16 protein-coding genes are annotated in these 24,856 nt (G+C 40.5%); 14 read left to right on the plus strand and 2 right to left on the minus strand.

What is annotated here, in order from left to right:
- Positions 1–53: 53 nt before the first annotated feature.
- The 6 genes from DW103_RS01155 to DW103_RS01180 all read left to right on the plus strand — a co-directional run bounded on the left by DW103_RS01155 (position 54) and on the right by DW103_RS01180 (position 10,730).
- Positions 54–1,820 carry an alpha-L-rhamnosidase C-terminal domain-containing protein gene (locus tag DW103_RS01155; RefSeq protein WP_233545585.1) on the plus strand — a complete coding sequence of 589 codons (1,767 nt, stop codon included), beginning with the start codon at positions 54–56 and terminating at the stop codon, positions 1,818–1,820.
- Positions 1,821–1,829: 9 nt separating this feature from the next.
- A complete protein-coding gene (locus DW103_RS01160; protein ID WP_122273828.1) occupies positions 1,830–4,058 on the plus strand; it encodes an alpha-L-rhamnosidase C-terminal domain-containing protein in 2,229 nt (742 codons plus the stop codon).
- Positions 4,059–4,243: 185 nt separating this feature from the next.
- Positions 4,244–5,149, plus strand: coding sequence for a DNA/RNA non-specific endonuclease (locus DW103_RS01165; protein WP_122273957.1), 906 nt, complete (start codon positions 4,244–4,246; stop codon positions 5,147–5,149).
- Between the two features lie 171 nt (positions 5,150–5,320).
- A complete protein-coding gene (locus DW103_RS01170; protein ID WP_122273829.1) occupies positions 5,321–6,370 on the plus strand; it encodes an efflux RND transporter periplasmic adaptor subunit in 1,050 nt (349 codons plus the stop codon).
- An 11-nt stretch (positions 6,371–6,381) separates the two neighbouring features.
- Positions 6,382–9,423, plus strand: coding sequence for an efflux RND transporter permease subunit (locus tag DW103_RS01175; protein WP_122273830.1), 3,042 nt, complete (start codon positions 6,382–6,384; stop codon positions 9,421–9,423).
- A 5-nt stretch (positions 9,424–9,428) separates the two neighbouring features.
- Positions 9,429–10,730, plus strand: a complete 1,302-nt coding sequence (locus DW103_RS01180; protein WP_122273831.1) for a TolC family protein — start codon at positions 9,429–9,431, stop codon at positions 10,728–10,730.
- A 97-nt stretch (positions 10,731–10,827) separates the two neighbouring features.
- On the opposite strand, the gene DW103_RS01185 is transcribed toward DW103_RS01180, so the two are convergent.
- Positions 10,828–11,937 carry a hybrid sensor histidine kinase/response regulator gene (locus DW103_RS01185; RefSeq protein ID WP_122273832.1) on the minus strand — a complete coding sequence of 370 codons (1,110 nt, stop codon included), beginning with the start codon at positions 11,935–11,937 and terminating at the stop codon, positions 10,828–10,830.
- Between the two features lie 98 nt (positions 11,938–12,035).
- Positions 12,036–12,395, minus strand: a complete 360-nt coding sequence (locus DW103_RS01190) for a PleD family two-component system response regulator (protein ID WP_122273833.1) — start codon at positions 12,393–12,395, stop codon at positions 12,036–12,038.
- Positions 12,396–12,575: 180 nt separating this feature from the next.
- On the opposite strand from DW103_RS01190, the gene DW103_RS01195 reads away from it, so the two are divergent.
- The 8 genes from DW103_RS01195 (at position 12,576) to DW103_RS01230 (ending at position 24,840) form a co-directional block, all read left to right on the plus strand.
- Positions 12,576–15,038 carry an alpha-L-arabinofuranosidase C-terminal domain-containing protein gene (locus tag DW103_RS01195; RefSeq protein WP_233545578.1) on the plus strand — a complete coding sequence of 821 codons (2,463 nt, stop codon included), beginning with the start codon at positions 12,576–12,578 and terminating at the stop codon, positions 15,036–15,038.
- A 338-nt stretch (positions 15,039–15,376) separates the two neighbouring features.
- Positions 15,377–16,750, plus strand: a complete 1,374-nt coding sequence (locus DW103_RS01200; protein WP_122273835.1) for a cytochrome c peroxidase — start codon at positions 15,377–15,379, stop codon at positions 16,748–16,750.
- Between the two features lie 43 nt (positions 16,751–16,793).
- Positions 16,794–17,267, plus strand: a complete 474-nt coding sequence (locus tag DW103_RS01205; RefSeq protein WP_122273836.1) for a septal ring lytic transglycosylase RlpA family protein — start codon at positions 16,794–16,796, stop codon at positions 17,265–17,267.
- 90 nt (positions 17,268–17,357) lie between these two features.
- The gene (locus DW103_RS01210) at positions 17,358–18,620 is read left to right on the plus strand and encodes a TolC family protein (RefSeq protein ID WP_122273837.1); all 1,263 of its coding nucleotides are present in this window, start codon (positions 17,358–17,360) and stop codon (positions 18,618–18,620) included.
- Positions 18,621–18,641: 21 nt separating this feature from the next.
- Positions 18,642–19,733 carry an efflux RND transporter periplasmic adaptor subunit gene (locus DW103_RS01215; RefSeq protein WP_122273838.1) on the plus strand — a complete coding sequence of 364 codons (1,092 nt, stop codon included), beginning with the start codon at positions 18,642–18,644 and terminating at the stop codon, positions 19,731–19,733.
- A 78-nt stretch (positions 19,734–19,811) separates the two neighbouring features.
- Entirely contained in the window at positions 19,812–22,937 is a 3,126-nt protein-coding gene (locus tag DW103_RS01220; protein WP_122273839.1) for an efflux RND transporter permease subunit, read from the plus strand.
- A 47-nt stretch (positions 22,938–22,984) separates the two neighbouring features.
- Positions 22,985–23,665 (plus strand): response regulator transcription factor, encoded by a 681-nt coding sequence (locus DW103_RS01225; protein ID WP_122273840.1) that lies wholly within the window; start codon positions 22,985–22,987, stop codon positions 23,663–23,665.
- Entirely contained in the window at positions 23,662–24,840 is a 1,179-nt protein-coding gene (locus DW103_RS01230; RefSeq protein WP_122273841.1) for a HAMP domain-containing sensor histidine kinase, read from the plus strand. Before DW103_RS01225 ends, DW103_RS01230 begins: the two co-directional genes overlap by 4 nt.
- The last annotated feature ends 16 nt before the right edge of the window (positions 24,841–24,856 follow it).

The raw sequence follows: 24,856 nt of genomic DNA on the forward strand, positions 1-24,856 counted from the left end.
TGAATATGAGAAAACACTTGTTGGTCGGTGCTATTGTTTGCGTTTCTGTTTGTATGAATGCCCAGCACCAATTACCCCCGGCATGGAAAAGTGTGGAAAAAGCCCAATCATCTACACAATTCGATTCACGTACGCGTGCTTACATAACACCTACACGTGTCGTTTGGAAACAAGATGGTAATGGTACGTTGATATCCGGTTTGGATAATTTGTTGTTGCCTGGTAACGGACAAACTGATTTGGCAAATACCCGGATTTGTGTGATGAAGGGTACAAAAGCAAATCGTCCATCTATATTATTGGATTTTGGACGGGAACTGCAAGGTGGTTTGCAGTTGGTTACGGGGATGCCCGCAGACCAAAAACCTGTTAATATACGAGTCCGCTTCGGAGAATCTGTAAGTGAGGCTATGTGTGACATCGATGGTAAAAACGGAGCATCAAATGATCATGCCATGCGCGATTTTAAAATGCAGCTTCCTTGGCTGGGTGTAAGTGAGGTTGGTAACAGCGGATTTCGTTTTGTCCGTATCGACCTTTTGGATGATGACAGGGAACTTCATTTGAAAGAGGTTCGGGCTATCTTTAATTATAGGGATATTCCCTATCTCGGTTCTTTCCGTTGCAACGACGAGAGATTGAATACAATATGGATGACCGGAGCTTATACGGTACATTTGAATATGCAAGAATATTTGTGGGATGGTATAAAGCGTGACCGTTTGGTATGGGTCGGTGATTTACATCCTGAAGTGATGACTGTAAATACTGTTTTTGGTTATAATGAAGTTGTTCCGAAAAGTCTTGATTTGATTCGTGATATTACTCCTCTTCCACAATGGATGAATGGTATTAGTTCCTATTCTATCTGGTGGCTGCTGATACATCGTGATTGGTATTATTATCATGGTGATCTTAACTATTTGAAAGCTCAACAGACATATCTTTCGGATTTACTTCGATTCCTCATATCCAAGACAGATGAAAACGGACATGAAAAGCTGGATGGTAACCGTTTCTTAGATTGGCCTTCAAACGCGAATCCGGTGGCTATTGATGCAGGATTACAAGCATTGATGGTACAGGCAATGAAGGCCGGTAATGAATTGTGTACGGTTTTAGGAGATGAAGCATTGGCTGCTGAATGCCGTCGAACTGGTGAAAAAATGGTGAAAGCCTCTTCTTCTGTAAAAAAAGCATTATTGAAGTCAAAGGTTGCCCCTGATGCTCCAGGTTCTAAACAAGCTGCCTCTCTGTTGGCTTTAGCAGGTTTAATGAAGCCGGAAGAAGCCGATAAAAAATATCTTTCCGTTGGAGGAGCTAATGGTTTCTCTACATTCTATGGTTACTATATGTTGCGCGCAATGGCTGCAGCAGGTAATTATCAAGGCGCAATGGATGTGATTCGTCAATACTGGGGTGCTATGCTCGATTTGGGTGCAACGACTTTTTGGGAAGACTTCAATATGGAATGGCTTCCGAATGCAGCCGGTATAGATGGGTTGGTTCCTGCGGGAAAGAAAGATATTCATGGAGATTTTGGTGCATATTGTTATAAAAATTTCCGGCATAGTCTTTGTCATGGCTGGGCTTCAGGACCGACTTCATGGTTGAGCGAATATGTGCTGGGAGTTCAGGTTGTAGAACCGGGTTGCAAAGTTGTTCGTATTACGCCCCATTTAGGTGATTTGGAATGGGTGGAAGGCACTTTCCCGACCCCATACGGACAGATAACCATCCGCCACGAGAAAAAAGCGGACGGAACAATTAAAAGTGATGTCCAAGCTCCGAAAGAAATAAAGTATATATTAGAGAATTAAATTATAATTATGAAAAAGCTGACTTTGTTATTTGCTTTAGGCGGATGCCTGCTTGCTACAGCTCCATTTGTAAAAGCCGGAGCTAGTATTCCTGACGGTGCTTGGAAAGCCCATTGGATTAATACTGAACGTTGCCAGAGCCAGACTAATACTTGGCTGGCTTATCGAAAAACCGTTAATATAGAAAATGTTCCTCAACAACTTGTTGCCCGTATTGCTGCCGACAGTAAATACTGGTTATGGATAAACGGTAAGCTAGTTGTATTTGAAGGTGGTTTGAAACGTGGTCCCTCTCCATATGATACCTATTACGATAAGGTAGAAATAGCACCTTATCTGACTGCCGGGGAAAATACGATAGCTGTTCTGGTCTGGCATTTTGGGAAGAGTGGTTTTAATCATGTTAATAGTGGGCTTGCTGCTTTACTCTTTGAAGCTATAGCTCCTGGTATCGAGATTATTTCCGATAAGAGTTGGCAATGTTGTGTATATGATGCTTATCAGAATACGGAAGCTCCCCATCCTAATTTTCGTTTGCCGGAAAGCAATATTCGTTTTGATGCCAATAAGGAAATGCGAGGGTGGAATTTACCAGATTTTTCAGGTTCGTTTTCGAGTGCTGAAATCATAGGTGTCGTGGGTAAGGCTCCACTAGGTAGATTAGTTGAACGTCCGATTCCTCTAGTTAAGGATTATGGATTGAAACCTTACGTTAATATACGAAAATCTGTTGCCGGTGACACTCTATATTGCCGTTTACCATATAATTGTCAGGTAACTCCATATTTAAAAGTTGAAGCTAAAGGTGGTGATACTATCCGTATTCAGACTGATAATTACCGGGGAGGCAGCGAGAATAATGTTCGTGCGGAATATATTACTCGTAGTGGTATACAAGAATATGAAAGTTATGGTTGGATGAATGGCAATGAAATGCAATATACCATTCCTAAAGGGGTAAATGTGTTGGATGTACAGTTCCGTGAAACAGGATATAATGCCGAATTCGAAGGTTCTTTCAGCTGTAATGACCCTTTCTTTAACGAACTTTGGAAACGTTCAGCCCGCACATTGTATATTACGATGCGTGATAATTATATGGATTGTCCTGACCGTGAACGTGCCCAATGGTGGGGAGACGAAGTTAACGAGTTGGGAGAGGCTTTTTATGCTCTTTCAACATCCGGGCAAAAACTTGCGTTGAAAGGTATCTATGAATTGGTTAATTGGCAACGTGAAGATGGAGTTTTGTATTCTCCTGTTCCTGCTGCTAACTGGACAAAGGAATTACCTTTGCAGATGCTTGCTTCAGTGGGGTGGTATGGTTTTTATACTCAATATTATTATAGTGGAGACAGTAGTTTCGTAGCTTCTGTCTATGACCGTGTACACCGTTATTTGCATGAAGTTTGGCAAGTCGATAAAAGTGGACTTGCTCTTGAACGCGATGGTGATTGGAGTTGGGGAGACTGGGGTGAAAACATAGATATGGGAGTTCTAACCAATTGTTGGTATTATCTGGCATTAAAAGCGGAAAAGGCTTTTGCCGTCCAATTGGGGAAAATAGCTGATGCGGAAAAGATTTCTAATATGATGTATAGTATAGAGGAATGTTTCGATACTAAATTTTGGACAGGAGACTCTTATCGTTCACCGGGTTATAAAGGAGAAACGGATGATCGTGCACAGGCAATGGCCGTACTTTCCGGATTGGCATCAAAAGATAAGTATCCCGCTCTTTTAAAAGTTTTGAAAAAAGAGTATCATGCCAGTCCTTATATGGAAAAGTATGTTCTTGAAGCACTTTTTGAAATGGGACAACCGGCATTTGCATTGGAGCGTATGAAACAGCGTTATACGAAAATGATGAACTATACCGATTATACGACTTTATTTGAAGGTTGGGGAATAGGGGCTGAAGGGTTCGGAGGTGGAACGATTAATCACGCTTGGTCTGGTGGACCGTTGACACTCCTGAGCCAAAAAGTGTGCGGTATCGAACCCACTTCTCCTGGTTTTAAGACTTTTAAGATAAAACCGGCATTAGGTACATTGACTAATGCAGAGGCATCCGTACCTACTCATTATGGAGATATTAAAGTAAAATTGCAAAAATCCGGTCGTAATATTGTGGCTGAAATTACTGTACCTGAGAATACAAGCGCAGAATTCATTTCGGGTAAAGGGAAAGTAGACAAATTAAGCTCCGGCTCTTATGTTTTAAAGCGTCCCTTTTAATTGGGGCGCTTTTTATAGCAATACGAACCAATACATTTATGAATACGTATTGCACAAGATACTGATATTGCCTACTTTTGCGGCCAAGAAAATAGGTTTTAGCAATTATGACAAAAAGAAAAAGCAGAAAACCACGAAAAAGGACCAAACAACAAACTTCGCCTTTTCTGACTACAGTAAAGCGGATGTTTATAGGGGCCTTCCTCGTGGTTGCTTGTTTTATAGGTCTTTTGTTTCTATATAATTCTTTTTATCCTACTACGGACAAACCGTCTGTTGCGAAGGAAAAGAAGGAATGTACCGATGTTTCCGATATCACTGCTCCTCAAACCTCTACTTTCAAGACGGAAACATCGTCTGTTCCGACCGTTTCATCTACAACAAAAACATTTAAGATACCAGCCAATACCGAAATTCCACGTCTAAAGGTTAAACGTCAGGAACAGGTTATCAAACATGAAGGATATACCGTATCTTATAATTCCGATTACCGAATTGCTAATTGGGTTGCTTACGAACTTACCGCACAGGAAACTAAAAGTAAAAAAACAGAACGTTCCAATAAATTTGTCCCAGACCCTATGGTTAAAGGAGTTACGGCAACTAATGAGGATTATACCCGTACTGGTTACGACAGAGGGCATTTGGCACCAGCCGGTGACATGAAATGGTCGGCTAAAGCAATGCGCGAATCTTTTTATTTAAGTAATATTTGTCCGCAAAAACCTGATTTGAACCGAGGAATATGGAAAGAATTGGAGGAACAGAGTCGTCTTTGGGCGATGGACAATGGTGTTTTATTGATTGTTACAGGTCCTGTTATTACTAACGATATGAAAAGACTTGGAAAAAATCAGGTTGCAATTCCAAAGTCATTTTATAAGGTTTTGTGTTATCATACAGGAAAAAGTTATAAGGGTATTGGTTTTATATTTGAAAATAGGGATTATAAAAACAAATCTCTGAAATCAATGGCAATACCTGTCGATAGTGTGGAAAAAGTGACAGGTATTGATTTTTTTCACTCTTTACCAGACAAAGAAGAAAAGGAGATGGAAGCTGTTGTTGACTGGGATAGTTGGTCTTTTTAAAGAATCAGTTTTAAAAAGATATTTTCTTGTAGCAGCTAAAACCAGTGTGAGCCGGAACAATAGATTTTTTGAAAGTGTTGTATAGCTATGGCTAATAATAAATAAGTCGTATTATGCAGCTAAATATTAGAATATAAGTAGTAATAAGTAAATAACTAAAGGCAAGTTATCATGAATGGAAAATTAATCCCCGTTTTTGTATTGGCAGCATTGATGTCTTGTAGTCAGCCGCCGGTAAAGGAACAAGGCCCTCGTCCGGTGAAGTTGGTTGAAGCGACTTCGTTGAATGTTGTGGAAAAATCGTTTAGCGGTGTTGTATCACCGGACCAGTTCAGTGATCTGGCGTTTAAGATGTCTGGCCCGTTAATTTCCCTGAAGGTGGACGAAGGGCAGAAAGTTCGTGCAGGACAAGTCGTTGCCGAAATCGATCCTCAGGATTTCAAATGGGAATATGAAGCAAAAAAAGCATCTTATCAGACAGCACAAGCACAGCTGCAACGTGCTAAAAAATTACTCTCTAAACAAGCTATCTCTAAACAGGAATATGAGACAACAGAAGCTTCTTTTTCTAATGCAGAAGCAGCTTTTAATTATGCACAGAATCAGTTGGAACAAACTAAACTGCGTGCTCCTTTCGATGGCTTTATTCAGAAGAAATACGTAGAAAACTATCAAAAAGTACAAGCTGGGCAGGGCATTGTTTGCCTAATAAATCCGAGCAAGTTGCAGATTCAATACACTATGCCGGAAACGAATATCACTTATTTCACAACTCCTTATACTATTTATGTGGAATTTGACAATTATAAAGGACAGTTGTTTAAAGCAAAGGTAAAAGATTATGTGGAGGCATCTCCTGACGGTTCTGGCGTACCGGTATTTCTTTATATAGATGATCCTAATTTTAATTTGGATAAGTATAAAGTAGCTGTTGGTTTTTCTTGTCGTGTAATATTGAATATAGAAAGCTTGAGTTTTAATGAAGGTGCCGTATTAGTTCCGATATCTGCAATTGTAGCCGGAGAAGAGAATAAGAATAAATATGTCTTCGTTTATAACAATCAAACTCAGAAAGTTGAGCGTCGTCAGATAAAAGAAGCCGAATTAGTCGGAAAAGATAATGTTGTAGTTACTGAAGGCCTGACAGCAGGAGAAATGATTGTTTCAGCCGGTGCCACCCGTCTGGTAGATGGGCAACAGGTAAAAGTATTAACAGATTAAGCTGATAAACAATGAATATTCCAAAATATTCCTTAGAAAATAAGAAGATTATATATTTCTTCCTTGCAGTGATGCTGATAGGAGGAATATATTCTTTCTTCAAGTTGCCGAAAAAGGAGGACTCACCTTTTGTAATCAAACAAGCTGTGTTGGTTACACAATATCCAGGTGCCACTCCTTTGGAAGTTGAGAAATTGATAACGGAACCTATCGAGCGGGAAATTCAATCCATGTCCGATGTTCTTCAAATTAAATCGGAATCCTATTTTGGCATGTCTAAAATTTCGATAGAACTACAACCCACGTTGGATCCGGACTACATGCCAGTAAAATGGGACGAACTGCGCCGTAAAGTCGCTAATATCCAGCCACGTCTTCCGAGTGGTGCTTCATCAATCAATGTAAGTGATGATTTTGGCGATGTATTCGGTATTTATTATGCTCTTACTGCAGATGAAGGTTTTACTTACGACGATATGCGTGATTGGGCACAAAAAATAAAAACTGAATTGACTCCTATTCCGGGTGTACAGAAAGTATATCTTTTTGCGGAGCAGACTCAGGTTGTGAATGTCCGTATCTCCGTACCGAAATTGGCGAATCTGGGTATTGATCCAAATGCTATTCAACAGGTATTACAAACACAAAACTTATTGGTTAATACCGGAGAAATCAGTACAGGGACTTATCAATTACGTGTCCGGGCAGAAGGTACTTATAAAGATATACAAGATATTCGTGAGCAGTTGATTGTAACCAAAGGAGGCGGAGAAGTTCGTTTGGGGGATATCGCTATTGTCGAACGCGGTTATATGGATCCTCCTTCTAACCTGATGCGTGTGGATGGTAAACGGGCTATTGGAATTGGTGTTGCTACAGGTGCAAAAGATGATGTTGTGGCAGTTGGAAATGCTGTTGCTAACCATTTGCAGGAAATGGAGCAGCTCTTTCCGGTTGGCATGGAGTTGAAAACAATTTATCCCGAAAATAAGATTGCGGATGAAGCTAATAACGGCTTTATTCTGAACCTGATAGAATCATTGTTGATTGTAATTGTTATTATTTTTATTGTAATGGGATCCCGCGCCGGTATGTTGGTCGGAAGTTCATTGCTATTTTCTGTAGGTGGAACGTTATTAATAATGCTTATTTGGGGAGTCGGGCTGAACCGGACTTCATTAGCTGCTTTTATCATAGCAATGGGTATGTTGGTTGATAATGCCATCGTAGTAACCGATAATGCTCAAATTGGTATCAAACGTGGTTTATCTCGTTATCAGGCATTGATAGAAGGAGCAACAAAACCGCAATGGGCTTTATTGGGAGCAACGTTTATTGCAGTATGTTCTTTTCTGCCTATGTATCTGGCTCCGGCATCAGTTGCTGAAATCGTAAAACCGTTGTTTATCGTATTGGGAGTTTCTCTTGGATTGAGTTGGATATTGGCATTAACACAAACTACCACATTTGGTAATTTTATTCTGAAAGAAGCAAAACCGGGACAGGCTAAAGATCCTTACGATACAAAATTGTATCATAAATTTGAGAAAGTACTGGGACGTCTTATAAAACGTCGTTATGTGACACTAACTTCAGTTGTTGCAACGCTGTTCCTTTCCTTATTTATAATGAGTATTATGCCGCAAAGTTTCTTTCCGATTATGAACAAGCCTTATTTTCGTGCAGACTTGATATTCCCGGAAGGATATGGTATTGATGATGTGGAAAAGAGTGTTCTGAAGGTAGAAGAGTACCTGAAGTCAAATGATAAAATAAAATCTTATTCATTTACTATGGGAGGTTCGCCGGTTCGTTACTATCTGGCCAGTTCATCGATAGGACCGAAGCCCAATTTTGCTAATGTATTAATTGAAACGAAAGAGGCAAAATACGCTCAGGCTGAAGAAGAGAAATTCTATAACTATATGGTCGCTAACTATCCCAATATTTTGACTCGTTCTGCTCTTTTCGCTTTGTCTCCGGTACCGGATGCCGCTATCGAAATTGGGTTTATCGGAGATAATATAGATACGTTGGTCGCTTTGACAGAGCGTGCTAAAGAGATTGCTCGTAAATACGATATGGTCATGGAAGTTCGTGACAGCTGGGGAAATAAAGTTCCTGTGTGGAAGCCTCTTTATTCGCAGGAAAAAGGTTTGCGTTTGGGTATTACACGTCAGCAGGTTGCTTATTCACTTCGTTCCGCGACCAACGGTGTTCCATTAGGCGAATACCGTGAGGGTGATGTTTTTATGCCTATACTGTTGAAAGATGCTGATCGGGATTCTATGAATCTGAATGATATTAAAACTTTACCTGTTTATAGTGCTAAAGGACGCTCTGTCAAAGTAGAACAGGTTATCGATGAATTTTCATTGGATTATGAATATAATGTTGTACGCCGGTTCAATCGTCAACGTTGTATGATGATGCAATGTGAGCCGAAGCGGGGAGCCAATACGATGGCTGCTTTCAGCCATTTATGGGAGGAAGTACAAAAAGAGGTGAAAGTCCCGGAAGGATACAAATTACAATATTTCGGCGAACAATATGAACAAGACAAAGGTAATAAGGCTATTGCTGCAAATATTCCTTTAATGTTCGGTCTGATTTATGTAACCTTGTTGTTCCTTTTCCCCAAATATTATCGAAAACCGGTACTTATCATGTGTATGCTTCCTCTGATATTTATCGGAGTTGTATTGGGATTACTGGTATTTGGAAAATCGCTCGATTTCTTTGCAATGTTAGGTCTGCTTGGACTTATTGGTATGAATATCAAGAATGCAATAGTGTTGGTCGACGAAATTGGTTTACAATTAAATAGCGGCCTGGAACCAATCAATGCAGTGATAGAGGCTACCAAGACGCGTATTGTCCCGGTTACAATGGCCTCGGGTACAACTATTCTAGGTATGTTGCCGTTGTTAGGCGATGCTATGTTTGCAGGTATGGCTGCTACAATTATGGGAGGCTTGTTCATTTCGACCATTCTGACCATTTTTGTTCTGCCGGTAACCTATTGCATATTCTTTAAGATTAAATCGGTATAATAAATATGAAAAGTAAGATAATAATAAGTTGCATGCTGTTAGCAGTTTTTTCTTTTGTTGAAGCACAGGAAAAACCTGTTACGGTAGGCGACTATAAGCAAAAAGTGCTTGAATATAGCCGTCAGATTAAACAAAGCTCCGAAGAACGTATTGCTATGCAGCAAGCTGTTAAAGCAGCAAAGACAGCATTCTTTCCGGCTGTTGATTTTTCCGGTAATTACCAGTATCGTATTAATAATTACGAACTGTCGATGGGAGAGGGTGTTCCCGGTAGTATCGAGATGGATCACAACACTTACAGTTTGGGAGCAACAGTGAGTCAACCTATATATGCCGGCGGACAGATTTATAACAATTACAAAGCAGCTCAGATACAAGGACAAATTGCCGGTCAGGCCGAAGAATTAACAACGGACAATATCATCTGCGCTGCGGATTTAAACTATTGGTCGGCTGCGGCTCGCAAAGGTATGTATGATGTTATGTGTCAATATGTGGATATTGTTCAGGAATTAGCTAACGTTTTGACTATCCGTTTTAATGACGGTCAAATTAGTAAGACTGATTTGCTTCAGGTACAATCCCGTTTGAAAGAAGCTGAATTAAATAAAAGCTCTGCTTATAAAGACTATCAAATAGCTTTGCAAAATTTGAATGTTCTGATGGGAGTTCCTCCAATGACACCGGTCGAGATTGCCGATTCTATCACAATGGCTCAACCATTACCGATGGAAGTGGGAGAAGAAGCAGCTTTACAGAATCGTCCTGATTTTATGATTTCAAAATTGAATATCGAATATCAGCAAAGGCAAATTAATTTATCCAAAGCCAAATATAATCCATCTTTGGCTGTAGGTTTTCAGGGTACTTGGGGTACGCCTATGCTAAATGTTAAAGGTTCGGATAACCTTTGGACACCAGCAGTTTTTGCTTCTTTAAAAATTCCGCTGTTTCATTGGGGGGCACGTTTTAAAGAGGTTAACTCGCAGAAAGCCCTGTTACGTAGTAAAGAATACGCAATGGATAATACTCGTGACCAGATTTCCCAAGAGGTTGCTAACGCATGGACCAGTCTGACAGAAAATACCAAACAGATTTCTGTGGCGGAAGAGGCTTGCAAGATTGCAGAAGAAAATCTGGATTTGAACACTTTCAGTTATAATGAAGGTAAATTACCTATTTTGGATGTTCTTTCCGCTCAACTTTCTTGGATACAATCCTATAGCAGTTTGATACAAACTTGGTATCAACAGAAGGCATCTCTTGCACAATATAATAAGGCTGTGGGATTACGTCGTTTGCAGTAAACAGTAGGAATCGATAAGTATAGTTATAAAATATCCCCTGATACAAGTCATAGTACCAGGGGATATTTTTGTGATTTTATTTATAAAATGTAATTCTCTATTTGTTTATTTTGATTGAAAAGAAGAACGTAGTACCTTTTCCCTCTTCGGATTCGAACCATAGCTTTCCTCCGTGCTGTTCGACAAAATCTTTACAAAGCATTAAGCCCAAACCGGAACCTTTTTCGTTGTTTGTACCGTAAGAAGTAAAGTGCGTATTTTGTTTAAGCAGTTTATTCTGGTCTTCTTTCTTTATCCCCTTACCTGAGTCTTTTACACCTACTACGACATAATCGCCTTCTGTTTTGGTAGAAACAACTATAGAACCTTTAGGGTAACTGAATTTAACAGCATTCGAAACAAGGTTACGAACAATTGTTTTCAGCATGTCAATATCTACAGAACCCATTAATTCTTCTTCCATACCTTCTGTGGATATGCTGATATCTTTTTGAGTGGCCATCGGGATAAATATTTGAGCCGTACTGCTTACAATACTGTTAATATCAGCCTCCTGCCTGTAAATATTCTGCTTATTCAATCGATTTTTCGCCCATTTCAACAAGTTGTCAAGTAACTGGAAAATTTCCTCAGAAGTTTTGTTCATCATCTGAAGCATTTCATATACTTCTTCACTAACCTGTTTTTTGTCCACCATCATCAAGATAGCATTATTCATCATTTTCAATGAACCTAAAGGCGAACGCAGATCGTGAGCAATGACCGAATAAAGTGTATCGCGCGATTCTATAGTATTTTCGAGCTCTTGCTTGATACGTTTAATACTGAATAATTCGTAACGATGGGCTACTCGCTTTACCAGCTCTTCCCGTTGGAAAGGCTTGGTGACATATTCTGTTGCTCCCAACTGATAACCTTTGACGATGCTTTGCATGTCGCTTAATGCCGACATAATAACTGGAATATCATTCGTTTCCGGATTGCTTTTAAGATGTTGCAAGACTTCATATCCGTCCATTTCCGGCATCATGATATCAAGTAATATCAGGTTAGGATGCTTTTCCTGTGCGATACGTAAAGCTTTTGCTCCACTGTCTGTAGTGAGCAATGTATACCCTTCTTTTTTTAAGATAGCTTGTACAAGCATGACGTTGGTAGGCACATCGTCTACTACCAGAACTTTATATTGTGATGCTAAATTTTCCATTAGATGTAGAACTTTTATTGATATTCAACTACTATCAATGATGCAAATGTATTGAAATCTATTGACATAATCGCCTTCTTTTTTTAAAATAAATTATATTAGAGTAAAACCTTAATTCGAGTTTTTAATTCCTCAGGATTGAAAGGCTTTAAAATAAAATCATTAGCTCCTTTTTCAAAAAGTCGTTTTCTTGTACTGTCGCTCTCAATGCTAGTCATGATGAGAATGGGAATATTACAATATTTGTCGTTGGATTTTAAATATTCGACAAAATCTTCACCGTTCATTTCAGGCATGTTCAAGTCCGAAATGATTACATCGGGAATGTTCCCTTCCTGCAACCAATTAATAGCTTTTGTTGGATTTTCATAATATATAACTTTATAGCCTGATAAATATAGCATGATAATCCGAGCAATTTCATACTTATCATCAACCAACAGAATAGATTTATCCATATCTATAAATGTTACAGTTTGTTTCTCATTCTACAAAAATATATAAATATATTGATTTCGACTACGTTTTTGTGAAACATTTTTGAAAAAAGTGACAATCATGAAAGTCTCTTTATCTGAAAATTATTATTTAAGTTTGCACGATGGAATTAAACATGAGGCTGAAGTTTAGTCATGAGTATGTGGAAGAATAGGATTGTTACATATATATTTTCTGTATTGCTATTTTCCGGATGTCATCCGGAAATGCCCGTTACATCTGTGATATCGATTGAGGCTGATGGCCTGACTTTTCCTGTCAATAAAGAATTATACGGTTTGACAATTGAGGAAATCAATCATGCTGTCGATGGTGGTTTATATGCGGAATTAATACAAAACCGTAGTTTTGAGGATGGCGTCCCCCCTGCGAACTGTCCGTATGATCCTGTCCGTAAAGTATTGACTACTCCAAACGGTTGGACAATTCCTTTTATTCCAGCAGATAGTGTTTCGGGATGGCGTAGGTTATCTCCCGGTTCTTATATGTATCCGGATACTAAAGAGTTGATTAATGATAAGAACCGCCGTTCCCTCCTCGTTTCTGTATCCGCAACAGCAGAAACCGGACGGGGTGGGGTGGCTGCCGAAGGATATGGCGGTATTCCTGTCAGGGAAGGTGAAAAATATGATTTATCTCTTTTTATGAAAGGCGTTTCAATGGTTCCGAAAACGATAAGTATTGCTTTATCCGACTCGACCGGCGCGACAACTCTCAGTGATGTTTTCCGTATAGCTCCCGGCTATGAATGGAAAAAATACCAACATACTTTTACTGCCACTGCCAGTACGGATAAGGCGATATTGACCATAACTTCTGATAGTTCGACTGTTTTCTGGCTGGATGTCGTTTCTCTGTTTCCGCAAAACACATGGAAAGGACGCCCGAACGGTTTACGTCCGGATTTAATGGAAATGATTGCCGCTCTGAATCCGCAATTCATCCGTTTTCCGGGTGGTAGTTTTGTGGAAGGATATACCGCAGGAACGTATCCGGTCTGGAAAGAAACTGTCGGGGATATTTCCACCCGTAAATATTTTTGGAATATATATGCTTATGGTACGACCAATGGAGTTGGCTACCACGAATATTTGCAGATGTGTGAAGATTTGGGGGCAGAGCCTATCTATGTTATAAACAGTGGGGTTACTAATCAAAACCGTCGTCCGCGCTATGAAGATATAACGACGATGGATAAGCTTGTACAGGATGCTTTGGATGCAATTGCATATGCCAATGCACCGGCCGATTCGACATTGGGAGCCATGCGTGCAGCGCATGGACACGCAGAGCCGTTTCATTTGAAATATGTGGAAATCGGTAGCGAGAACTACGGACCGGAATATACAAAACGTTTTAATCTGTTTAAAAAAGCAATAAATGAAACCTATCCGGATATAACCGTAATAAGCAGTTCCGTCGTTCAGGGAAAGATGCGGAATGAATGGTCTGATGCGCATTTTTACGCAAACGAACCTTTCTTGATAAGTAATTACGACCGATATGGAGCTTCACGCTATATACGGCGTTCTTCTCCTGTTTTTATTGGAGAATTCAAACAGACTGATGCCGGAACGCAGGGATCTTTGCGGGCAGCTATCGGGGAAGCTTGTTTTCTGGTTGGAGCCGAAAATAGTCAGGATATGGTGAAACGGTTGGCGTATTCGCCAATACTGGGAAATACGAATTATCCTTTTCAGCGTTATCCGGCTATTCTTTTTAATAATGGAAAAGCGGTAGGAACTCCTTCTTATTATTTATTAAAAATGTTTGCGGACAACCGTGGTGAAGAGGTATTGAAAACTACGGTGGATACTTATCTGCGTCCTCAGGTTACTTTTGGTAGGCCGGGTATTGAAATGTTCGACAACAGTTATGAAATAAAAGAAGCAAAGATAGATGACGTACCGATTGCGGATGCTACGATAATGACCGGAGGATGGAAAGTGAACAACGGAATGTTAATACCAGATGCCAATCGTTGGAATTATATTCTGGCCGGTAATCCGGAGACACACGATTATACATTTTCTGCTGATATAAAACGTACGAAAGGAAGCGGACAGATACAATTCCGGGTACGCGACAACGGTTTAAGTGGCGAGCAAAGCGATTATGTAGGCATGACTATTGGTTCTGGTATTTGTGAATTTTACCGGCAATCGGGTGGGGTAAGGGATACGCTTCGTACGCCGGTTGTCTATCCGTTCCAGAGCAACCGATGGTATCGTATAAAGATGGAATGTCGGAATGACCAGTTTCGCTGTTATATAAATGATACGTTGATACATGAAGTTTCTCTTTCACCGCTTCCTTCTCTAGTATCGGTTGCTACATTAGATAAGAGTAAATCCTGTATTATCTTGAAAGTGGTAAATACTACCCAGCATGAAGAGAAAACAGAATTACACATAAACGGCATAGAAATTAAAAATACAGCAGAGGTGACACAATTGACCGGGGCGCCTGATGCTTGTAATACGTTCCTTAATCCGGAAACAATTGTGCCTGAAGTAAAACAAATCTCTTTCTCTATGGGTGGCACTATTATCTACAGTTTTCCTCCCAACTCGGTAACAATCTTAAAATTGAACATCGACTAAAAAGCGATTGACACTCTGTTCTTCATTTATGCGTTTCACTGTCACATCGATACGTTAAAAAGAGTTACATGTGCGGGTAATTCATTTTACCCGCCATATTAATCTCTTTTACCCGCTATTGTAGTGACATTTTGATAATCGTATGAATCGATTACCGGGATTTTTTGTCTACGTCTTTACAGGGTTTTGCAATCACTTCCGCCAAGGGAGAAAGCCGGAATACCGCTATTATATAGATAAGGCTTATATTTCAATAGATAAAACCTATCTGCTATTTGAATAATCATGGATAAAACAATCTAAATTTGTGCCTAACAAATCTAAATAAACCAATATTTATGCTTAACACTATTCATTGTAAGAAGGCTTGTATGCCTTTCGGATTGCTTGTATTGGCATTGCTTCTGCCTTCCTGTTCCTCCTCGGAATATAAGCAGTATGCAGATAATCAGGCGAAACAAGTAGCTTCCATCATTCGCAAAAACGGATGTTTGGAATGTCATTCGGCTACGGCCAAAGTTCCATTCTATGGTAAACTGCCCCTTATCGGACCGGTTGTACAAGCCGATATGAAAGAAGGAACCCGCTATTTGGACTTGACAGATATGGTAAACGCGCTCGACAATGGCAAGCCGGTCTCTGAAGTTGATTTAGCTAAAGTTGAAAATACAGCATTGAGTGGTAGTATGCCTCCCATCAAATATTCCGGCATGCATTGGGGAACCAACCTGAACAGCGACGAAAAAGCGGTTATCATAGCTTGGGCTAAAGATGTCCGCAAAAAGAACTTTACAACTCCGACCGTTTCCGACGAATTTGCCAACGAGCCAGTTCAACCTTTGATGGCTTTCTTGCCGACAGATTCAGCTAAGGTAGCTCTCGGCTTTGAGCTATATCACGATACACGCTTATCAGGCGATAATACAATAGCTTGTGCTACTTGCCACGGCTTGAATACCGGAGGTGTGGACCGCAAGCAATATTCCGAAGGTATAAATGGCCAGTTCGGAGGTGTGAATGCTCCGACTGTCTATAATGCCGCTCTGAACATTGTACAGTTTTGGGACGGACGTGCAGCAGACTTAAAGGAACAAGCTGCCGGCCCTCCATTGAATCCGGTTGAAATGGGTAGCCTTTCATTCGATGAAATTTCGGCGAAATTGGCGGAAGACAAAGATTTAAGCGAACGCTTCCTTAAAGTTTACCCGGAAGGTTTCAATCAGTCTACTATCACGGATGCAATTGCTGAATTTGAAAAGACTTTGCTTACTCCGTCCCGTTTCGATAAATATCTGATGGGGGATAAGAATGCGCTTACGGCCGAAGAACTGGAGGGATACCGTTTATTTAAAGATAATAAATGTGCAACCTGCCATACCGGTGTGAACATGGGCGGACAGTCCTATGAATACATGGGCATCAAGAAAAGCTACTTCGATTATCGGGGAACCGGCCTGACAGATGGTGATAACGGACGTTTTGCCGTAACAAAAAACGAACAGGACCGGCATAAGTTTAAAACTCCGACCTTGCGTAATGTAATGATTACTCCTCCGTATATGCATGACGGTTCGATTACTTCTGTAGAAGACGCAATCCGCATCATGCACCAGTTCCAGATTGGAAAAAATATATCTGATGATGAAACAGCAAAGATTGTACTGTTCCTGAACACTCTTACCGGAGAATATGAGGGAAAGCTATTGCAGTAATTTATAAAATAGTTATATTTGAAGGTTTAAAAATATAGCGTACATGCCCTTCCGTCTGATACATATCGTTTCCCTGCTCATTGCTTTTCAAGGCATGGGGAAGATATGGAGCCAGGAGGAAGGGCTTGCTTCATATTATCATGAACGTTTTCATGGCAGAAAATCTTCCAGCGGACGTGTACACGACCGGAATGAATTAGTCGCGGCTCATCGTACTTATCCTTTCGGTACTTTCCTTCGCGTGACAAACTTATCTAATATGAAATCCGTGATTGTCTGTGTCACAGACCGCGGTCCTTTCAGGAAAGGGCGTATTATCGATGTTTCAGCCAGTGCCGCAGAAATACTTGATTTCAAAAAAAAGGGGGTAACACGTGTACGGGTAGAAGAGGTTCCTTCGGCTTCGGACTTACGTTGGCTGGATTTGATTTATCCTAAAATACCATACCTTGAAATAGAATACCTTCAGCCTCTTCCTCCCCTTATGATAAGGATAGAAAGGAAGAATTCTAATTAAATTTTAATTTCATCTAAGAGTTTTCTAATCGGATACGGAAGGTTAGAAAAAGTGCACCTTGTACATTTGCCGGTAAAAAGGAAAAAGCAAATGAAGAAAGGTGTTTTTATTCTACTATTTATCTTTCATCTATTCACCGTTGCGGCACAACAATCGGTTGTTAAACTATCCCTTCAGGATGCAATCCATCGTTTTTCAGAAAACAACCTGAACCTGATTGCCGAACGATATAATATTGATATTGCCGAAGCCGAAGTCATACAGGCTCGTTTATTTGAAAATCCGGTTATATCGCTTGAGCAAAATGTTTACAACCGTTTGAATGGAAAGTATTTTGATGTAGGACGTGACGGAGAAGCTGGCGTTGAAATCGAACAGTTAATTTATATAGCCGGACAAAGGAACAAGCGCGTTCGACTGGAAAAGATAAATAAAGAAATGGCTGTTTATCAGTTCGAAGAAGTGTTACGTACACTACGGAACGAATTAAAAACAAAATTCATTGATTTATATTACACCCGGAGAAGCCTTACGGTCTATAACCGTGAAATTGATTATCTGGAAAAATTGCTGGAAGTCTATAAACAACAAAGTGAGAAAGGTAATATCTCTTTGTTGGAGAAATCACGTATACAAGCCTTGCTATTGTCTCTCCAACAGGAGAAAAACGAGGTCGGTAATCAGTTGATAAGCTTACAAGGAGAAATGAGTTTGCTGCTTGGACTACAGAGTGGCGATGCGTTTGAACCTGTATTCGATGAATCTGTGCTGAATAGTATTGATATCGATACAGTTTCTTTTGTCGAATTGAACAACCGGATGTCGGAACGTCCGGATATCAAAATGGCTGAAACTTCAATCCGTGCTTCCCAAGCGAATGTTAAGCTACAAAAATCACTTGCTTTTCCGGAAGTAAGCATCAAAGGTATATATGATAGGGCCGGTAATTTCTGTAATAATTATTTTGCTGTCGGATTGAGTGTATCAGTTCCGGTATTTAATCGTAATCAGGGAAATATAAAAGCGGCCCGGTTATCGGTTTTACAAAACAATAATCGGGAACAATATGCGCGTCGGCAGGCAGAGAACGAATTGTTTGCCAACTATTCACGTTTGAAGAAAGCTTTGGATTTATACCATTCTTCCAACTATGAACTGGAGCGGGATTTCGAAACAATCATAGAAGGAGTAAACGATAATTTCCGGAAACGCAATATTAGTTTACTGGAATTTATAGACTACTATCAGACCTATAAGGAAACCTGTTTGCAATTATACGAGACACGGAAGAGTCTGCTGTTGGCATTGGAAGATGTAAATACGGCAGTAGGAAGTGAGGTCTTCCAATATTGATAAAATAGAAAGAAAAGAAATATGAAGAAGAAAAATCTATGGGTATTCGCCTTATTGCTTCCTCTGCTTGGGGCTTGTGGAAAACAGGCTGTGCAAAATGAAGAGGATACGAAACAACTTGTACTGACAGATAGCTTATTGAATGTCATATCAGTCGATACGGTACGGAATACCGTAATGAATGATGAATTATTGCTGAACGGTCGTGTGACATTCGATGCCGAGCATGTGGCACATGTCTACCCTATATTCGGAGGGACAGTTACTGAAGTGAACGTCGAAGCCGGCGATTATGTAAAGAAAGGAGATGTCTTGGCTGTTATTCGCAGTAGCGAAGTGGCCGATTATGAGAAACAGCAAAAGGAAGCCGGACAACAGTTGTTGTTGGCAAACCGTAATCTGGATGCCACACGCGACATGTTCCGGAGTGGTATGGCATCCGAACGTGATTTGCTTCAGGCCGAACAGGAAGTAGCGGCTGCCAAGGCCGAGCAGAAACGGTTGGATGAAGTGTATTCTATTTATCATATAACCGATAATTCCACCTATAATATCACGTCTCCGGTTTCCGGTTTTGTAGCGAATAAGAATATCAGTAAGAACATGTTGATACGTTCGGACCGGGATGAAGAAATGTTTACCATTTCGGGATTGGATAATGTTTGGGTAATGGCCGATGTATATGAAGGGGATATCAGTAAAGTGAAAGAAGGAGCGGATGTCCGGATTACGACTTTAGCCTATGGCAATGCTACGGAATTTACCGGTAGTATAGACAAAGTCTATAATATGCTGGACGATGAGAGTAAAACAATGAAAGTGCGTGTCAAATTAAATAACAAAGAGTATATGCTTAAACCGGGAATGTTTACTAATGTTTATGTTCAATGTAGGGTGGATGGACAGGTAATGCCCTGCATGAATGCGCATGCCGTTATTTTTGAAGATGGAAAACAATATGTTGTCTGTATAGATAAAGAGAACAATCTCTGTATGCAGGAAGTAAAAGTGTATAAGCAGACGGAAAAGTATTGCTACCTGATGTCCGGTTTGAAAGCCGGTGACAGGGTGGTCGATAAGAATGCTCTTCTGGTTTATAATGCACTGAAATAAATGCTTTTGTGGAATTAATGACTTAACGGAAGGTTCTTATAGCAGATATGAAAGAACCGGATTAAACAGACTATATTTATGCATACATTTATAGATAGCATCATAACATTCTCCCTTCGGAACAAATTCTTCATTTTTTTCTTGACAACCCTTGCTGTCATTGCCGGGGCAGTCAGTTTTATGCATACGCCGGTAGATGCTTTTCCGGATGTGACAAATACTAAAGTGACGATTATCACTCAATGGCCGGGACGAAGCGCAGAGGAGATAGAGAAATTTATCACCATTCCTATCGAAATCGCAATGAACCCGGTGCAAAAGAAAACAGATATACGTAGTACGACACTATTCGGGCTTTCCGTCATCAATGTAATGTTCGATGATGATGTGGATGACTTCTATGCCCGTCAGCAAGTCTATAATATGTTGAACGATGCGGATTTGCCGGAAGGGGTAACACCGGAGGTACAGCCTTTGTACGGACCGACGGGTGAGATATTCCGTTATACACTGCGCAGTGATAAGCGTTCCGTCCGGGAGCTGAAAACTTTTCAGGATTGGGTAATTGAACGTAAACTCCGGGCTGTTCCCGGTGTTGCGGATATTGTTAGTTTCGGAGGGGAAGTGAAAACATTTGAGGTTAGTGTTAATCCGAATCAATTGATAAATTATGGAGTGACCACGCTCGAATTGTATGATGCCATAGCCAAGAGTAATATTAATGTTGGTGGAGATGTGATTACTAAAAGTTCGCAAGCTTATGTAGTTCGAGGGATTGGTTTGATTAATGATGTAAAGGAAATAGAAAATATCGTAGTAAAGAATATTAATGGTACGCCTATTTTGGTGCGGAACCTGGCGGATGTTCATGAATCCAGCCTACCGCGTCTGGGACAGGTAGGACGCATGGAAGAAGACGATGTCGTGCAGGGTATTATTGTCATGCGTAAAGGGGAAAACCCCAGTGAAGTGATTGCTGCCTTAAAAAGTAAAATTGCGGATATTCAACAGAATTCACTTCCTGAGGATGTGGAGATTATTCCTTTTTATGATCGGGAAGATTTGATAAACTTAGCCGTACATACGGTTACTCATAATTTAATAGAAGGTATTTTACTTGTCACTTTCATTGTGTTGATTTTTATGGCAGATTGGCGTACAACGGTAATTGTGTCCATTATAATTCCGTTGGCGCTGCTCTTTGCCTTTATTTGCTTGAGGGCAATGGGAATGAGTGCCAATTTGCTTTCGATGGGAGCGATAGACTTTGGAATCATTATCGACGGGGCAGTGGTGATGGTGGAAGGCTTATTCGTCGCTTTGGATAAAAAGGCAAGGGAAGTTGGTATGCCGGCATTCAATGTAATGAGTAAGATGGGAATTATCCGCCATACGGCAAAAGATCGTGCTAAAGCGGTTTTTTTCTCCAAGTTAATCATTATAACTGCATTAGTTCCCATTTTTTCTTTCCAGAAAGTGGAAGGAAAGATGTTTAGCCCGTTGGCATATACACTGGGATTTGCCTTATTAGGTGCACTGATATTTACGTTAACGTTGGTCCCTGTATTGTCTTCCATGTTATTGAAAAAGAATGTGCGGGAAAAGCACAATCCTTTTCTGAATCAGGTGAACCGGTTGGCGATAAGCTTGTTTGACCGTTGTCATGCTCATAAACGATTGACAATCACTATTACTACATTAATCGCGGCCTTGGGATTGTGGTGTTTTACTTTGTTGGGTACGGAATTTTTACCTCAATTGAATGAAGGTTCCATTTACATCCGTGCAACACTCCCACAAAGTATCTCTTTGGACGAATCGGTGAAATTGGCAAACCAGATGCGTCGTACATTAGCCTCTTATCCGGAAGTCCGCCAAGTACTTTCGCAGACTGGACGTCCAAATGACGGAACGGATGCTACGGGCTTTTATAATATAGAGTTTCATGTTGATATTTATCCGGAAAAAGAATGGAAGAGCAAACTGACGAAAGCTGGATTGATAGAGAAAATGGAAAAGCGGTTGGATAGCTATCCGGGGGTGGATTTCAATTTTTCCCAGCCTATCAGCGATAATGTGGAAGAGGCTGCCAGTGGGGTAAAAGGGTCTATTGCCGTCAAGGTGTTTGGCAAAGACTTGTATGAATCCGAAAAAAAGGCTGTAGAAGTCTACAAGGTATTACAAACAGTTGAAGGAATAGAAGATTTAGGTGTTATTCGGAACATTGGACAGCCTGAGTTGCGTATCGAACTGAACGAAGCTCGTCTGGCACGTTATGGGGTGGCAAAGGAAGATGTACAATCGATTATTGAAATGGCTATCGGCGGAAAAAGCGCTTCTTTACTTTATGAAGATGAACGTAAATTCAATATTATGGTGCGTTATGATTCCTCTTTTCGCCGGAGTGAAGATGAAATCGGGAAAATATTGGTTCCGGCGCGGGATGGAACCATGATACCTGTTAAAGAATTGGCTGATATCCGTACAATTACCGGTCCGTTGATTATCTATCGTGACAATCACGCCCGTTTCTGTGCAGTAAAGTTCTCTGTTCGTGGACGGGATATGGGAACAGCAGTTGCCGAAGCTCAACAGAAAGTTCAAAAACAAGTACATTTACCGGAAGGATATACATTAAAATGGACAGGTGATTTTGAGAATCAGCAACGTGCTTCCAAGCGGCTGGCACAGGTAGTTCCCGTCAGTATCGCAATTATTTTTATTATTCTGTTTGTCTTGTTCGGAAATGCGCGTGATGCCGGATTAGTATTGTTGAACGTACCTTATGCGGCTGTCGGAGGTATTTTGGCGTTACTTATTACAAGATTCAATTTTTCAATATCCGCAGGTATCGGTTTTATTGCCCTTTTTGGTATTTGTATCCAGAATGGCGTAATTATGATTTCAGATATAAAAAGTAACCTGAAAGTCCGTTCCCCGTTGGATTTAGCTGTAAAACAAAGCGTGAAATCGCGTGTGCGTTCTGTCTTGATGACTGCGTCGATGGCGGCTATCGGCCTGATGCCGGCGGCACTGAGTCATGGTATCGGTTCGGAAAGTCAACGTCCGTTGGCCATCGTTATCATAGGGGGATTGATAGGGGCAACATTTTTCACTCTCTTTGTTTTCCCTTTGATGGTGGAAGCTTTTTATCGCCGGATGTTGTACGATAAAGATGGAAAGTTGCTACAACGGAGGTTGTAAACTTCTTTATATAATGTATATTTGCAACAAGAAATAACATCAACGATATGGCAAAAATCTTATTGGTTGAAGATGAAATAAATATCGCTTCATTTATCGAGCGGGGGCTACAGGAGTTCGGGCATGATGTCCGGGTCGCCTATGACGGCCTGACCGGTTGGGAATTAGCCGAAAAAGAGGAATTTCAGTTATTGATACTCGATATTATTATGCCCCGGATGAATGGTCTTCAGCTTTGCCGTCAATACAGACAAAACTATGGCTATCAATCGCCTGTAATTATGCTGACAGCTTTGGGTACGACCGAAGATATCGTGAATGGTTTGGATGCCGGTGCCGATGATTATATAGTCAAACCTTTCAGTTTTCAAGAACTGGAAGCTCGTATTAAAGCATTGCTCCGCCGTACAGGAACAGAAATTTCCGGTTCGTCGATTTTAACTTGCGGCGAACTGACACTCGATATATCTTCCCACCGCGCAGTACGTGGAGATACCGTTATTGACCTGACAGTCAAAGAATACCGCTTACTTGAATATCTTATTCGCAACCGGGGAACAGCTTTAAGCCGGAGCACTCTTTTAAAAGAAGTATGGGATAAGAATTTCGATACGAATACGAATGTCGTCGATGTGTATGTAAACTATTTGCGTTCGAAGATTGACAAAGATTTTAATCATAAACTTATTCGTACGGTTGTGGGAGTCGGTTATATGATTGAAGCATGAAGACAGGGAATAAAATAGCTTTGTTTTATACAGCGATAACTGTTGGTATCGTTGCTGTAGTAGCAGCCGTATTTTATATAGTGGCTACTACATATATCAGTCGTTTGTATTATTCTTATCTGACGGAAAAAGCGTATGCCTTGGCTGAAAAGCATTGGGAAAAAGACGAGGTAGGTCCCGATGATTACGCTCTTATCCAAAAACGTTATGAAGAGACATTACCTGTTTCTTCCGAAATCCTGTTGAATGCCGATAGTCTGGCAGAAACCCATGCTACCTTATCCCAGTATCTCTCTTCTAATGAGATACAAGAACTTTATGCCGGTGACGTCATACGGTTTAGTAAGGATACGAAGTTGGGAGTGGCGGTTTATTATCCGGATAATGAAGGGAATTTCATTGTTTTAGTGATTTCCAGTAACCAGTATGGAGGGGATATACAACATCGTATCGGTTGGTTACTGCTTGGACTTCTCTTGATAAGCTCCGTTTTAATATATTTTGTCGGTCGTTTGTATGCCACTCGTATGGTCGATAGGATAGATGCGGCTTACCATAGTGAGAAGTCTTTTATCAGTAATGCTTCTCACGAACTGAATAATCCGTTGACTGCTATTCAGGGGGAATGTGAAATTACCTTGTTGAAGGAACGTACCCCTGCAGAGTATCAGGCGGCTCTCGGACGTATTTCTTATGAAACGAAACGTATTATTCAGTTGATGAAAAACCTTCTTTTCCTTTCTCACGGGGATAAGGTTATCCAAAATGATGCCAATGAAACGGTTTTCTTTGCGGACTTTCTGATGCAGTTTACCAGTAGACGGATAAGTTTTACAACGGACAATTTTGCATTTTGCTTCAAGGCTAACCCGCATTTGTTGAAGATTGCAATTGAGAATATCCTGAATAATGCTTGTAAATATTCCGGAGAAGCTCCCGTTTCGATATATTTACATGGCAAAACTCTTGAAATCTCCGATACGGGAATAGGGATTCCTCAGGAGGAGCTGAAACGGATATATCAACCATTTTATCGTGCCAGTAACACTCGAGAGTATGCCGGACGAGGTATTGGCTTGAGCTTGTCTATGCGTATTTTTAATTCTTACGGGGCTGAAGTTAGCATAAAATCAAAAGAAGGGGAGGGGACTACAGTCATTATAGAATTTCCTTGATAATTAATTTTCCATT

The sequence above is a fragment of the Parabacteroides sp. AM08-6 genome (assembly GCF_003473295.1).
Taxonomy (GTDB): domain Bacteria; phylum Bacteroidota; class Bacteroidia; order Bacteroidales; family Tannerellaceae; genus Parabacteroides.